Origin of the sequence: Enterobacter cloacae complex sp. SHL021 (genome assembly GCF_049237765.1) — a bacterium.
Taxonomy (GTDB): Bacteria; Pseudomonadota; Gammaproteobacteria; order Enterobacterales; family Enterobacteriaceae; genus Enterobacter; species Enterobacter cloacae.
Genome location: NZ_JBMKJG010000028.1, coordinates 23,384 through 37,470, shown reverse-complemented (window position 1 = coordinate 37,470; position 14,087 = coordinate 23,384). Strand labels below are relative to the sequence as shown.

At 45.7% G+C, this 14,087-nt stretch carries 19 protein-coding genes; 5 read left to right on the top strand and 14 right to left on the bottom strand.

Annotated elements, in window-relative coordinates:
• Positions 1-96 precede the first annotated feature (96 nt).
• A complete protein-coding gene (locus ACOTZF_RS22160; RefSeq protein WP_032440573.1) occupies positions 97-324 on the bottom strand; it encodes a hypothetical protein in 228 nt (75 codons plus the stop codon).
• 609 nt (positions 325-933) lie between these two features.
• Here ACOTZF_RS22160 and ACOTZF_RS22155 point away from each other — a divergent pair.
• Genes ACOTZF_RS22155 through ACOTZF_RS22140 form a run of 4 tightly spaced genes read left to right on the top strand, consistent with a single transcriptional unit; the run spans position 934 to position 4,943 of the window.
• Positions 934-1,776 carry a helix-turn-helix domain-containing protein gene (locus tag ACOTZF_RS22155; protein ID WP_032440572.1) on the top strand — a complete coding sequence of 281 codons (843 nt, stop codon included), beginning with the start codon at positions 934-936 and terminating at the stop codon, positions 1,774-1,776.
• A 59-nt stretch (positions 1,777-1,835) separates the two neighbouring features.
• On the top strand, positions 1,836-2,765 hold the full coding sequence (locus tag ACOTZF_RS22150) for a glycosyltransferase family 9 protein (RefSeq protein WP_032440581.1): 930 nt from the start codon (positions 1,836-1,838) through the stop codon (positions 2,763-2,765).
• Positions 2,758-3,252, top strand: a complete 495-nt coding sequence (locus ACOTZF_RS22145) for a molybdopterin-dependent oxidoreductase (RefSeq protein ID WP_032440571.1) — start codon at positions 2,758-2,760, stop codon at positions 3,250-3,252. The genes ACOTZF_RS22150 and ACOTZF_RS22145 overlap by 8 nt, the downstream gene beginning before the upstream one ends.
• On the top strand, positions 3,249-4,943 hold the full coding sequence (locus tag ACOTZF_RS22140; protein ID WP_032440570.1) for a hybrid sensor histidine kinase/response regulator: 1,695 nt from the start codon (positions 3,249-3,251) through the stop codon (positions 4,941-4,943). Before ACOTZF_RS22145 ends, ACOTZF_RS22140 begins: the two co-directional genes overlap by 4 nt.
• 280 nt (positions 4,944-5,223) lie before the next feature.
• Here the strand turns inward: ACOTZF_RS22140 and traI are convergent, their stop codons facing one another.
• Together traI and mobA are read right to left on the bottom strand one after the other, a co-directional pair.
• Entirely contained in the window at positions 5,224-7,152 is a 1,929-nt protein-coding gene (gene traI / locus ACOTZF_RS22135; protein ID WP_032440569.1) for a TraI/MobA(P) family conjugative relaxase, read from the bottom strand.
• Positions 7,153-7,154: 2 nt separating this feature from the next.
• Complete coding sequence (mobA, locus tag ACOTZF_RS22130) at positions 7,155-7,466, bottom strand: plasmid mobilization protein MobA (RefSeq protein WP_016162079.1); 312 nt, start codon at positions 7,464-7,466, stop codon at positions 7,155-7,157.
• A gap of 289 nt (positions 7,467-7,755) precedes the next feature.
• Between mobA and ACOTZF_RS22125 the strand changes: the two genes are divergently transcribed.
• The gene (locus ACOTZF_RS22125; RefSeq protein WP_058674280.1) at positions 7,756-8,175 is read left to right on the top strand and encodes a hypothetical protein; all 420 of its coding nucleotides are present in this window, start codon (positions 7,756-7,758) and stop codon (positions 8,173-8,175) included.
• Between the two features lie 291 nt (positions 8,176-8,466).
• Here the strand turns inward: ACOTZF_RS22125 and ACOTZF_RS22120 are convergent, their stop codons facing one another.
• From ACOTZF_RS22120 to ACOTZF_RS22070, 11 genes are all read right to left on the bottom strand, one after another.
• On the bottom strand, positions 8,467-8,787 hold the full coding sequence (locus tag ACOTZF_RS22120) for a hypothetical protein (RefSeq protein ID WP_032440568.1): 321 nt from the start codon (positions 8,785-8,787) through the stop codon (positions 8,467-8,469).
• Positions 8,788-8,840: 53 nt separating this feature from the next.
• A complete protein-coding gene (locus tag ACOTZF_RS22115) occupies positions 8,841-9,074 on the bottom strand; it encodes a hypothetical protein (RefSeq protein WP_032440567.1) in 234 nt (77 codons plus the stop codon).
• 156 nt (positions 9,075-9,230) lie between these two features.
• Complete coding sequence (locus ACOTZF_RS22110; RefSeq protein WP_032440566.1) at positions 9,231-9,515, bottom strand: hypothetical protein; 285 nt, start codon at positions 9,513-9,515, stop codon at positions 9,231-9,233.
• Positions 9,516-9,558: 43 nt separating this feature from the next.
• On the bottom strand, positions 9,559-9,999 hold the full coding sequence (locus ACOTZF_RS22105; RefSeq protein ID WP_032440565.1) for an antirestriction protein: 441 nt from the start codon (positions 9,997-9,999) through the stop codon (positions 9,559-9,561).
• A gap of 199 nt (positions 10,000-10,198) precedes the next feature.
• The gene (locus ACOTZF_RS22100; RefSeq protein WP_023285840.1) at positions 10,199-10,504 is read right to left on the bottom strand and encodes a hypothetical protein; all 306 of its coding nucleotides are present in this window, start codon (positions 10,502-10,504) and stop codon (positions 10,199-10,201) included.
• A gap of 61 nt (positions 10,505-10,565) precedes the next feature.
• The gene (locus tag ACOTZF_RS22095) at positions 10,566-10,976 is read right to left on the bottom strand and encodes a DUF1380 family protein (RefSeq protein WP_004187342.1); all 411 of its coding nucleotides are present in this window, start codon (positions 10,974-10,976) and stop codon (positions 10,566-10,568) included.
• A gap of 84 nt (positions 10,977-11,060) precedes the next feature.
• Positions 11,061-11,297, bottom strand: coding sequence for a hypothetical protein (locus tag ACOTZF_RS22090; protein ID WP_086556679.1), 237 nt, complete (start codon positions 11,295-11,297; stop codon positions 11,061-11,063).
• Positions 11,298-11,595: 298 nt separating this feature from the next.
• Positions 11,596-11,826, bottom strand: coding sequence for an Hha/YmoA family nucleoid-associated regulatory protein (locus ACOTZF_RS22085; protein ID WP_032440563.1), 231 nt, complete (start codon positions 11,824-11,826; stop codon positions 11,596-11,598).
• Positions 11,827-11,923: 97 nt separating this feature from the next.
• Complete coding sequence (locus ACOTZF_RS22080; RefSeq protein WP_004187354.1) at positions 11,924-12,262, bottom strand: hypothetical protein; 339 nt, start codon at positions 12,260-12,262, stop codon at positions 11,924-11,926.
• A 189-nt stretch (positions 12,263-12,451) separates the two neighbouring features.
• Complete coding sequence (locus ACOTZF_RS22075; RefSeq protein WP_032440562.1) at positions 12,452-13,312, bottom strand: DUF4942 domain-containing protein; 861 nt, start codon at positions 13,310-13,312, stop codon at positions 12,452-12,454.
• 72 nt (positions 13,313-13,384) lie between these two features.
• Entirely contained in the window at positions 13,385-13,564 is a 180-nt protein-coding gene (locus ACOTZF_RS22070) for a hypothetical protein (protein WP_023285836.1), read from the bottom strand.
• Between the last annotated feature and the right edge of the window lie 523 nt (positions 13,565-14,087).

Sequence of the window (14,087 nt, the reverse complement as noted above, 5' to 3'; positions counted from 1 at the left end):
AACGGGGGTATTAGACAGAAACACTTAACTTGATAGAAAACAAAGTAATATACATAGATACGTCAGGAAAGGTGCTAGACGGAAACTTAGATAAGGTCAGGAATCATCCGACTTTATTATCGCTTCAATAAATTCATTCTTTGCATTTTCTCCATAATGATCAATTAAAAATTGGAAAAAACGAGCTGTAGAGACTTTCTTCTTGGTACTGTAAGAAATCTCAATAGTCATTTGATCTATTCTATCTTTACGTTCAGCACCAATGTAAATGACATTATCTGATGTACGGTTTTTTCTTTTTTCAGGCGGCGCATTAATTGCCATTATTTCTCCTCTTGCTTTTGCCGGAAGGCATATAAAAGTGATTAAGCAAAGCCCACTCTTCAGTGGGCTTTAATCAATACTTTATAATTACGCTAGATACTTCGTTTACCGTATCAGTGTTGCCCGTTCCACGTCTGCTTTCGCAGAGGTAACCTTCTCAAGCGACAGATCGTCCCGCTTGATACGTCGCATTTTTGCGTAGGGGTCTAAATAGGAACTCTGTATCAATTCGATTTTACACATTGTTAAAGAGCAATTTAAAAAAACCAACATTGTTGCGTATACAAAAAAGTGATGGGCAAGCCACGGCGTAATAGCTACTGACTTACATCCCTTTTTGAACTTCGAGCTCACCCCTTCCCAGGCGCTGTTTTATAGCCACAGCAACAAACCAACCCCAGGTTGTGCATATGTGTAACTCTAACGCATATGTTATAGAACTATCTGTACATGTCAACCTGTGGTTGAGATAAACAGCTAATTCACAACCTCAGGTTAAAACCTTTAGGAGTAAAGTTATCGGAAAAGATTGTTTTTACTGATAAAATGCCTCTGCCTTATACCTGTAGTTACTTTATGCGTGACGCTCCAAACAAGAGGTGAAAAGTGATGAATAACAACACAAACTGGGTCGGAGATCTGGTTGCAAAAGTTCTAACGAGTGGTGGCGTACCGGAGAAGAAACATTCAATGCATGTGGGGCATGTCCTTGAGATGTCTTCTACTGCGGCCACTAAAAAATTGGCAGGAGGAAGTGAATGGCGAGTTCAGCAGCTGCTTGAAGTTGTGCATTCCGTTGGTATGAGGCTGGATGATTTTTTTCGACTTTACTATCAGGAACAATCTAATAAGGATGTTGAAGTTCATGAGGCAGTTTGGAGCGATGGGGAATTGAATGAGCCCTGTAAGATCTATATTTCTGAAAACCCATCGGAACCGACAAATTACTCTGCATTAAAAATAAATGATGTGTGGCATGTTGTTAAAACAAGCAGTATCCGTGATGATGTGCTATTTGAATCAAAAATGAATATTGATTTAATCGAAATTATTCCCAAAAAAATAGACAAAGAAAAGCATAGAATTGCTGTGCTTGATGACGATAAAAATATCGTTCAGAGCCTATCATCTCTTCTTGAAGGGGATAGATACACAATAAAGGAATTCTATAGTATAGATGAATTAGATGATGCTATCGAACAAACCCCGTTCGATGCATACATATTAGATTGGATTGTAGATAATAAAACCGTTTTCAATACAATTAAAAAAATCAGATCATCAGGAAATAAGCATGCGATGGTTATGGTTTTAACAGGACAGTTATCCGGGGCAGTTGATAGCGAGATCTCAAGAGCTATTAACGAACTTGATATTATTGGCCCCTATGAAAAGCCTATAAAATCTTTCGTTATAAAATCAAATGTAGATAAGTTTTTTCCAAACAAATAGCCATGAACAGATGCTTATTAGAATATACAGGTAGTCTTCTGTTGAATGGGAGATACATCGTGTCTCCCTATGGAGTGAATAAAAAAAAGCCTGTTGGTGATCTTGCACCATTGGCATATAAAACAGTATATAACAATGCATTAAACAAGGTTAAGGTTGATTATAAAAAAATAAAAAAAGTCACCATAATTAATGGATTAGGGGTAACCCTTGGAGATTCAATCATTGGAATCTCTGCTCTACATGCAATTAAATCTATAAATCCGGATATTCATATAACATTGATTAGGCCGGAGCATTGCCAGGACTATGTCGAACAAATTTATCACATGGCATCAGGCATTATTGATAAGTTATTATACTTACCTTTCGACATCTCTAAAATCAACCATACAGACGTTAATATAGATATGGGAAATCAGCTTTATTGGGAAGATTTTGATAGCATCGAGATGCATGATTTTTTTCTAACTAATCTTGGAATCAACCCCAAAAGCATTAATGATAACATCAAAAATAACTCCTGGCTTTTAAACACAGATGTACCAGATTTTGATCTGGGGGAGTATATACTGTTTTGTCCTAACGCGAGTACAAAGATAAGAAGCATCCCCTCACGATTTCATGTTGAAATTGTTGAAGAATTGAGCCACGAGTTCGGCGTTAAAGTATTAGGTTTCAATGACGTAGATCACCCTAATTTCTTTAATATAAGCAACATATCCAGTGATACGTTATCTTTCGCAGGAATCATAAAACATGCATGTTTTTTGTATACCTGCGATTCTTCTGCGCTTCATTTAGGAGCAGGCTTTAATATACCCACAAGGTGTATATTTACCACCGTCAAACCTGAGTTGCGTAGTCTTTACTATACTAAATGTGAATCAATTTATATCGGAAATAACCATACCGCAGGTGTTCATTGCAGCGAAGATGATTATATGCTGGAAGTATTAAATAAAGAATTTGAGGAATTTTATGCATAAGTTTCAACTTTCATTTTTCGCCACGATTTTGTTTGTGACCTCTCAAACAATGGCTGCGACTGAAGATATAAATATTGACGGAATGATTAGCCATAAAAACAATGACATTGGATACACACTCACATTCAATGACTTTATTAAAATGCCAATGGCACACATAAAGACAACGACACCGTGGACGAAACCAAAAACTAAAGTAGATTTTGAGGGTGTTAGAGTTAAAGACATATTAAAGTTAGTCGGTGCTCAAGGGAGAACATTAAGAATGATCGCACTAAATGATTACTCAATAGATATCCCTGTCTCAGATGTTGAAAATTACAACATCATTTTTGCTTACAAAATGAATGGTAAAAAACTTAAAGTAAGAAATTTTGGTCCTTACTTCGTTATATACCCACTCGATGAGCACGCTAGTGAGATAAACAACCCATTGTATTTATCAAGATTCATTTGGCAGGTTAACAAAATTACGGTGCTAAAATGAAAAAGAAATTCCTTATTCTTTTGTCTGGAATGGCAGTTACATTAACTTTTGTTGTATCGACAATAGTTAGATACGATTCTATGTTGTCTGACAAGTCTTTTTATGCCATAAGCGGCACTCAGGAAAACTATGCATGGGCTATTGCAAAGTTTTCAATCCAATTGTCTGAGTTTTACTCTCTTGTTAAGAGCGAAGACAAAGATATGGATAAAATCCGATTAAAGCTAGATATCCTTTATTCCCGCATTCATGTTATTAGAGCAAGGAGTGAGTCGACAGAGCCTTTATATAATCAAGAGGGGTACAAGCAGATTATTGATTCTATTTATTACAAAATAAAAGCGGTAGACTCGTATATAAACACCCCTAACCCAAACATTGAAAAAGTTATTGAGTTAGTCAATAAAATCGAGCCAGACTCAAAATCATTGAACAATATAGCAGACCATGCGGAGGTCAATCAAAGAACAAAAGCCCTTGAGGATTTTAAAGAAAAAAGGCAAAGCCTTATTATTTTGCTGGCAATCGTAACAGTTTTAATCTTTGCTATGTTTATCATAGTAGCTTTTCAGCTATATAAAACCAATAAATTATTAGAAGCTGAAAAAGCTGCATTTAATAATAAAAATGCTTTTTTGGGTGCATTAGGCCATGAATTAAAAACGTCTCTACAGGCAATCACATCTTCAATTGAAATAATATCCTTAAAAAACTCAGAATTGGATTCAAAACATATTGAAAGACTGGAGAATGCCGCGAAGAGGATGGAAAACCAGATGAAAGACCTGGCAGAGTTCGCTAAGGTTGACAATGGAAATATAGTGGTAAACAACATATCATTCAATCTTGCCAAACTTATAAAAGATACAGTTAGCGAATGTGAATCAATTTCCAATAAACATTCTATTGATATTAGAATAGGCAATATTAGCGATAGTCATATAATAAGCGACCCTTTCAGGATTGCACAGATCACAGAAAACTTAGTAACTAATGCCATAAAGTACACCGACAAAGGTCACATAACTATAAATGCTTTTTTAGAAGGTGATAGAACACTTGTCATAGAGGTTGAAGATACAGGAAGAGGCATCCCAAAGGATAAACTAAAATCGATATTCCTCCCTTTCATACGAGTAGCTGATGGAGTAAAAGTCCCCGGATTTGGTATGGGGCTTGCCATTGTTATGGGGGTTGTCAAAACAATGAATGGACGTATAAGTGTCAAAAGTGAGTTAGGGCTTGGAAGTCTATTCAGAATAACGCTGCCTGTAAAAAAATCGACTAAAGAAGAATTGGCTATTTCCGATGTTATTCGAAATGAAGGTTTTACGGCTAACGACCTCAGCATATTGATAATTGATGATGATGAGTTGGTTTGTGAGTCGCTCGCATCAATTTTACAGGGTATATTTCAAGTAGAATATACCTCATCTCCGGAAAGGGCGCTGGAGAAGTTGCGACGTAAACCATACGATCTTGTGCTTAGTGACCTGCAAATGCCAATCATGAATGGCGACGAGCTTTATATGGCAGTAAAAACAGGCTCAGGTCCCAACACACAAACGCCATTTATTTTCATCAGCGCTTACTCCAGCGAGAGTCCAGTTGATGGGGTTGAGCTTCTTACAAAACCAGTCAGGCTTAATGATATACGAAAAAGTATCGAGAAAATATATTCAGATAAATAGTTCGGACACAAAATCAAGGCCAGCATTGTATCCGTAAATGATTTTCCTGGGGGGGCAGTTTAGTGTAAGGCAACGATCCTACCCGCCCCCATAAAGAATGGCGGATGGTCATTACTTTCAGCGACAATTATAACTTTTCCTGGCACTCCCTGTCTGGCCATCAGCGTACGCTTGTGGGGACAGGGGGAAATTCCCTTCAGATCCGCCTGCGACAGCAAAGTCAAATACCCTGACATCCCCTCAGATGCTCTGTCGTTTTAATGCTGCACCGAAGCGGTTTTTATGGCTTATAACTACTGTCGTCATTGTGGCGAACATCGTCGTAATAACGATCGTCATATTGCTGACGAAGTGCTTCCCGTTCACTGTCCGTATACCGGCCTTTCAGCTGGTTAAACTTCTCCCGCGTATAGTCGTATTGTTCCCGGTCACTCGGCACGATGATACTGTCACGATGATGCAGGTTGTGTGCAGCCACCGCATCGCCGGCAGCATAAGCGAAACTGCCATCCCGGCTGAATTCGACACGCTCGCCTGATTTCCAGGCCACCATGTCAACGGCAATGCGCGTGTTGAGGTCACCGTCATCATACGGATTAATGACTTCAACGCGGTCTCCCCGATCAATGATGGCATCCTGCCCCTGGCGGGAATAGACAACCGCGCCGTCACGATGCAGGCGGGCCTCGTAACCATCTGCTTTGAGCAACGAGGTGTCATCTGCAGGTGCACAGTAAATAATATTGTCAGAGGCCTGCGGTGTCCGGTTTTTACGATTCTGTCGGTAAGACCAGCCACGCAACTGACTGAGCGCAGCCTGATCGCCGTGAAGCGCCTGTTGTTCGGTCCAGGCACGGTAGGTCAGCGGCCGCATCATGCCCTCGTCATACAACTTCTGGCGTTCTGCCTTCAGTGCAATACGCAGCGCTGCCATCGACTTCTCACGTTCAAACTCCACGATGTGGTACATGAGCTTACGCATATGCGCGTCTTTCTCGTTATCCCGGATATGGGTCTTCTGTTCTTTAAATGCAGCGGACACAGCCCGGAATCGTTCAGCGGCATGAAGGTCAGGTTTTTTCCAGGCGTTGCGGTACTTCTCGTAGCGTTCGCGCAAATCGATACGGGCGTCAGCGCGTGCCTGCCGGCGCTCCGCACGGGCACCACGATCGCGGACATGCAGTTTGTCACTGTAAGACGTCTGAACACTTTGCTTAACCATTTCCGCAGAACGTGGTGAGGGAACAAAGGTTCCCAGCGCAGGCTCAAGACGGGAAAGCGTCATACCAGGGTGAACCCGCGATGATTTAACGGCCAGTTTCTCGTCGCCACACACATCACGCACGATCAGCCCTTTGCCGGAAGTCTCTAACATTAAACCAGCATCATTCATGACCTGATGCAGTTTTTCCCATGACGCGTTCTTCTCACGGAACATGGCATTAACAGGCTTACGAACATGCTGGACTGCAAAATGATGAAGGGACTCTTTATCAGAGAAGTGTTCAAGCTGTCGCGCTGAACGTGGTGCATTGCGATACCCTTTTCTGGCCCGCACAATGTTGTTGTCAGCATCACGAACCCAGCTTCCGTTATCCACTTTAAATCCGTGCTTCAGTTCCAGTTCCCGGCAGGTACGCTGAAGTTTATCCGCGTCATTCCAGACATTAGCCGCGCGATAAGAAACCGGGTGAACGCGGTTAGCAGCAATATGAACATGCAGATTATCCGTGTCACGGTGAATCGCCGCTACGTACTGGTGCTCTTCCATACCCAGGCGTTTGAGTGAGTGTTTAACACTGTCAAAAACCTGATCGTCAGATGGATTTTCATCTTCCTGCCAGCTCAGGATATAGTGATAAACCGCGTCCTTAACATGCGTGTTCTGCATGGCAATGCTGTTCATCTCCATTGCAGCTGTTTCAACTGACATCAGGTTATGCTGGCAGATAACACCGTCAACAGAACAGCGTATATCACCTTCAGGAGTCATATCAGAAATCTGTTCAATGATCGTTCCTTCACTACGGTTCATGTAGTCAACAAGGCGATCAAAAATGGCCTGGCGGGAACGCGACGGACGCTGGAAACGCTCGTCTTCTTTCAGCTCGTCTTTTAACGGAACATCATCACGCACGGAAACATACGCGACCAGCTGAACAAAGCTGGACTTTCTGTCGCGACGTTTGGGTGGAATGATGGCGTTCATATTTAGTCGTTCTTTTGCTCTATCCTGAAAATGGCTGCCTTGATGGCCTGCAGTATCTCTGCGTACTCCTTACTGCCGACCCCGTTCCCTTCTTTAAAGAGATGCTTCTGTAAACCGCCAAGACGTGAGAGTTCGTTAATGAGCTTGTGATCTGTCTGCGGAGCAATCTTCCTTCCTAACGCAGCCCTAAGCATAAATGCACCTATGCTGAGACCCGCATCCTCCGCCTTTTGACGTATCTCATCCCGCTCTTCCGGAAGGCACCTTACCGGCGGAAGAGTGGCTGTTCTGTTACGTCGCTCACTCTTACTCATGACGCTAAATCTTCCTTTCAGTCCAACAGTTAGCACAGTCTGGGGTGTCGGGGCTTCGCCCTGACCAGGAGTTTTGGATTGCTGCCACCGTGGTGGCGGTAATACAAAACATATCCTGTCCCGCTTTTGAACTTCGCGAATGAGTTTAGCAAATTTGCAACCTGTATGCCAGATGACAAAGGGAGTACGCTGCGCTAGTTCAGGTATATTGATATTCATGCAAGGCACATCATCGCCTGTGTTTCACAGAGAACGGGATAGGCTACGCTTCCTCTAACGCTAAGGGATTATGATTTCCGGAGCTGGTTATCCAAATTTTTACGCAGAAAATTCTGCTCTGCTTGTAATGATTTTTTCGGTAGATACAATGAAAAATTTTCCGGTGGAGGATTCCAGAATGGTTGCCAAAAAATCGAAGCTGTACAGCACAACAGACATCGAATCTATTCGAGGTCAGCTGGCTGAACTCCCAGATGTGACGCAAGAAAGATTACAGAAACGAGATGTACTTGATTCCCTGAAAAGTGATATTGAGACGCTGATTAAAAACAAGGGATACACACTCAGCGAAATCCTTGAGCACCTTAAAAACTTTGGTTTTCATGACGTGACGCTTAAAGATTTAAAAGAGATTACTGAAGGAAAAAGAACACGTCAGAGAAAGCGGGTCTCTTCATCTACTGATGATAAAACGCCAGTCCAGGCGTGAAATTCCCCCTGCTGAAAGTTAAAAAAAACGGCGCTTCCATGAGCGCCGTTCGTTACTTTACATACTGTATCCCATGTAATATTCAAGCCAGAAACAGAAGTGTCGCCACTCCGGTCCGTTCATCGGTGGTACTCTCATTCGCTTACCCTTTGCAAGATCCTCGGCAAGCTGTAGAATGGATAATGACATAAGCAAACCTCACATTTTCTTTTGTCAACCTGCCGGATTGTTCTCGCAATCCGGCTCCCTTTTTTTCTCTGCTTTTTAAACCCCCTTTAGTGTTCCAGATTTTTACCAGTCCCAGTGCTGAAGCTCCTCCACGATGGGTGCATCAGCCTGGAAATGAACCCAGTCATATCCTTCACATTCCAGCACTCTAAGATTTGATATGCAGCCATCACTTACTCCAAAATTTTTCAGACGCTCCTCCCATTCATCGGGCAGAGCACACAACCGAAATAACCAACCGTGAGCAGTACTGCTTATCCAGAACTCTCCGGATTCTTTCCAGTTGTTCCAGAGAAACTCAGGGATAATCTCTGAATCTTGATGGCTGACGTGGCCTGTACAGATCACCGCTACCTTTACTGTTTCAATACCGGTTAATACCATTTCTTAATCTCCTTCCGGGGGAGTTTCTCCCCCGCTCCCGTCGATATTCAGTGCTAATTTATTGGTCTGATATAAGGCATAAAACCGTTGATAAAATCGCGGGAGAACGTGAAATCTCGCCAGATAAGATCACCACTGTTGTCACGCAGTTCAAGTTGAATGGCGTCAATAGAGTAGAAGTTAATTTTCAGATTAGGCAGGAGGCCAAGAGGGTATGCCTGAGACGCTACGGCGTTAATTTTCCGTGCATCAGAGTCAGGTAATTTTGCAGTATCATTGAGTTCCATTTTTTTTACCTCGTCGCCAGTCGGGGCGCTACCGCGAAAGGCTCAACTGCCTTTCGATGTAATAATTATACGTCTAATGAGCCATTTTATCAACTTATCAGACGTATTTTTTAATTTAATTTTGTTCAAATATGAACATTTAATGATGTCAGATATCTAACATAATGGCTTGAATTTGGCCTTGTTGTAGGTGATCCGGTAGTCTTTGCACTTCCCGTTCTGCCGCAGGAACTCCAGCGAGACAACGTTAGCAGCGGCAAAATTGATGCACATAATGCTTTCCAGTGCCTCGAACAGGTCGGCCCCATTGGCAAGCGGAAACCACAGATCGTTGTCGCTACCGCTTAATTTTTCATGCAGACAGAAATGCACAGCACGCACGCCGTCAAATTCCGTAACCAGCACCGTATTGCTGGCGCGAATATCAGTTAGTGTTAACATTTTTCCCCCTGTCAGTATTGGCCCCCTCGCGGGGGCCGCCGCTTCAGTCAATCGCGCGGTAAATCAAACCGGCTTCGGCGTGCTGGTCGGCATATAATTTGAGCTTTTCCTGCTGGGTGATCAGCATGTCGCAGATGTGCTCATAGCCGGCATCATGTGCGTGCCAGATCATGTGGTTCAGGGTGAACAGGGTCAGCACGATACCGGTAGCTTCTGCGGACAGTTCCCCTTCGAACCAGTTACCGCTAACCGATACCGTGAAGCGCTCTGCGCTCAGTGGGTACATGAAGCCGCTACCGCAAGACAGTTCGGCGAATTCCCAGGAACCGCCTTGATAATCGGCGCAGAGAGAACGTGCGTGGTTGTAGACACCGGCCTCACCTGTGAGATACCAGGCGCCGAACAGGCGTGGCAGAAAGGCCATGCGGCGGTTATTGGGGATAATGCGTGCAGTGATGGCGGGTTGATTCAGTTCAGTAGACATTTTCTGTACTCCTGCGCCAGTCGGGGCGCTACCGCGAAAAGCCTCATTGCCTTTCGATGTGATTATTATACGTCTAATGAGCCATATTAATCAAGCAAAATATTCCCGCCTGCCTGAATATTTTCAGGCGGGAGAACTCTTTCCCCTGTCCATTTTTGGGGGCAGGATCACGCCTGCCCCCTTCTGATTCACATGATTACTATGACGTTGTTTCAGCGTTAAAGTGTACGGCTGCGATCCTGACCAACGGGATCACCGCGCTTTCCTCATCGAGCACACGAAAATTTATCGCTTCCCCCAGGTGCATCAGGTTAGCGATAAAATCAACGATGATTTCGGAAACCGGGTGTCCGTCGCAGTCCTGCTCATTCAGGCGCGCAAACAGCGCCAGCGCCTTAGCGGCCTTGATTGCCCGCTCTTCGTTTTCTTCGTCCATACTGCCGAAACACCATTGCCCCTTTTCAATCAGGGCCAGCGTGTCGTAATAGGCTTCATTCTGGGACATGTTTTTTCCTCCTGCGCCAGTCGGGGCGCTACTGTGAAAGTTCGCTGCGTTACTGCGTGAATTAGCCGTTAATCACCTTCGTGATGCACTCCAGCGCCTCAGACTCCTGCGGATAAAGTCGGCGTGCAGCTCCTTCACCAGACTGGATTTCTTCCAGCCGGATAAACTGCGCCGCCAGCGCCACGACTTTTTGCAGCGCCTCGGCATTGACCTCTATTTTTCGATCGCGGGCGGCATCTTCGCGCACCTGCTTTGCCAGGCTCCAGACGGTATCTTTTCCGACGCCATAACGGCTGTGTGAACTGCATTCCGCGATTTCTGCCAGAACGGCTTCGGCCTCATCGTCAGTGAGGTTCATATCACTGGTGCAGTCATGGACATCTTCAGCAGTCCAGATCAGCAGGCTGATCCGCTGCTGTGGATCAAAACTGTCGAGAAGCCTTGCGCAAATTTCATTTACGTTACCGTGCATTGTAAAACTCCTGCGCCAGACGGGGCGCTGCCGCGAAAGACCGGATGCCTTTCGATGTAATTATTGTACGTCTAATGAGCCATGTTAATCAAGCGATTTTTCACGCTCATAGCCGCTACAGGCAACGCTGTAGCCGTTTGCATCCAGTTCTGAAGGCCAGTCGTCACGCCCGCAACCTGACAGCAGGCAGGCGCTGAGGTGCCCAGGGCGATAGTCGAGATGCTGGCATGAGGCGCAAAGGTCATCATCTGAGATTGAGCGGCCTGCACAAACAGGCGGCGCGCCATCAGTGGGAATGTCTTGAATATGCAGCGTTGTCACTTTTTTTTACTCCTGCGCCAGTCGGGGCGCTGCCGGTTAGGGATGCAGGGGGCTGTCGCCCCCTGCGGCGGTTCAGTCCTTACCCTTATCCTTCATGACTTTAATCAGCCCGGTAATGGCAGTAATGAGGGCGGCCACGGCCGTGATAATCTGAGGGAGGTTATGGAGGATTTCAGAAGAGGTCATAATGCACCTGTAAGGCTATTTAGGAAGGTACTGATTTGAATCAGTAAAAACATTGTACGTCTAATGAGCCATATGCGCAAGCAAAAAAACGCCCCTCGTGGGGGCGCTGTGATTATTTTACATACTGCCAGACATGCGGCGGGATCTTATCCCAGATGCGTCCCGATGCCAGCTCTGCGCGGCGATGGTCGGCGGCAGCCTCAAAAGCCGCGGTGTCCTCCTCCGGCACCTGTCCACGATCCCGCATGGATTCGTACATTTTTTCCAGTGTGTCCGGGTTACGACTGCGCCGAAAACGGAGAAGGTAAAAACGCCTCCGCGCCTGATAAACTGTTTCCGCCATGTATCTGCGTCCTGAGCGCCTTGTTATTTCGCATAGTATTCACGTTTTGGTTGAATAAGTCTTCGACTATACGCCCCTTGCGGGGCGTGGCAGGCGGTCAGCCCCAGGTGCTGTAAAAATGGCTTTCGTTAGGATCGGTCTTATAAGCCTGTTCGTACTCGTCAATGCTGACAGACGGATGCTCATGGTTTTCACAGATGCGACGGGTCACGGGTTCGCCTTTAAAGTCGTTCAATACCGGCTTTAACTCGCCAGACATTGCACTGTCTGCTTTCACCTGCTGCGCAGCGATGCGGCGCAGTACAGCGGTTTTCTTACCGCGCAGGGCGATCACCTGATAAAAACAGGTATTTGTCTGCTCATAACCCCAGCTGGAAACAAAAACATCACCAAGAGAAACGGAGCCGTTACGGAACTGAAGGGATTGAATAGCCATGTTTATTACTCCTGCGCCAGTCGGGGCGGTACCGCGAAAAGCCTCATTGCCTTTCGATGTGATCATTATACGTCTAATGAGCCATATTATTCAAGCAATAAATACATGCCCGGCATGATTTTCTCAGGCCGGGGAATACTTCCTTTCCCTGTTTATATTTCAGGCCGCAAATGCGGCCTGCCGTCTGCATTACACGCGAGGGGGTAACATTCCGGGATAGTGACTGGCAACCAGATTATTGATCTTCTCAACCAGCTCCGGGCGTTTAAACGTAATGTGGGCGCTGCCCTTTTTGTAATATCGCACGCTGAAGTAATCACACTCGAACACCTTACCGTTGAACTGGTTTTCACTGAAAAAGGCATCCAGTCTGGCACCGTCAGAAACGCGGTAATCAGGCACGTTACGCCCGTCCAGCACGTAGAACGGCCGCGCCAGATCGTCAATTTTGGTGTGCCCGTCTGAGCTGAAGCGCACCCAGCCACTGCGCCAGACATCGAGCAACGGCGCGATGATGATACGCTTGCCAAACATGCAGGGGTTATTGGTTTTATAATCCCACGACAGGGATTTAAAGATATCAATCAGCCCTTGCGTGAAGGTATCAGCCTTGCTTGCGTTCAGGTGCCGGAACGTACTCATAACGTTATCCAGCGTTATCGGCGGCATTTCTTTGCCTGCCACCTGCCGATCCCATTCCTGACGTTGCTTGTTGCTCATCAGCGTATACATACCGGTTTCCGTCATCAGCCGATCCCAGATTTTTCCGTCGATAACGCGGGAAATAGCCGTTTCGGCCTGATCTGGCGTGGTGTCGCTCCATTTGATGGCGCTCTCTACGGCTTTGTCGTAGTCATAGAGGTACTGGCAGCCTCCGGCCTGCTGCATCAGATCGCGCGCTTTTCGCAGCTTGTCTATGCCGTCGAGATAGACGCGGATACCTTCATCCCGCAACGAGATGATGCGCTCAATAGCAATGGACGGGATCACTTCACCGCCATGCTGGCAGTACATCAGATCGACTGACGGGAGAGTATTTTTAGATGACATTTCAGACTCCTGCGCCATGCGGGGCGCTACCGTAAGGGTTGAACAGGGCTGGTAATGCCAGCCCTTCAATGATTATTTGCAGCTCTGGAGCAGTTTACTGACCTGCGCGGCCAGCGCATACGTGGATGAATATGGACCACTTAAACGGCGGTTAGGGATTTCGTTGAGGGCATACAGGCACGCCTTCAGCAGCGCATCTTTCTGCGTGTCCAGTTCAGCTTTAAGCTGGGAAGGGGTCAGTGCTTTACTCATAATTTTTTACTCCTGCGCCAGTCGGGGCGCTACCGCGAAAAGCCTCATTGCCTTTCGATGTGATTATTATACGTCTAATGAGCCATATAAAGCAAGCATTATATGATTACTTTTCTTTGTTTTTCCCTTGACGCCTGTCCCTGTAAATATTGCTTTTAGATCCAGATGGCGGCACTTTGCCGGCATGGTGCAGAGGTCCAGGCATCAGACACCCGCGATAGCCTGAACCCGCTGAGGGAACGGTGGAGCCACCAGGGAATGACGGCAACTGACCTGAAATGAACAGGAAGGAAACGCTCTGCGGATATCTAAAGTAGGCTCACTGGCAAATACCAGGCCGAAATCAAATCAGAATGGGGCTGAATGCGCGCCTGGACACGTCAAAGCGATTAATGCGAGAAGGTTGCAGCTTTTTTAAAGAAGCACTCAGAGAGGCGTACAGCGCGTTTCAGAGCAATACAGGTTTAATGCCCGTACAGCCCCTGCAGGAGGCGGCCACCTTCTCAGTTTTCAGCCCCGGCCA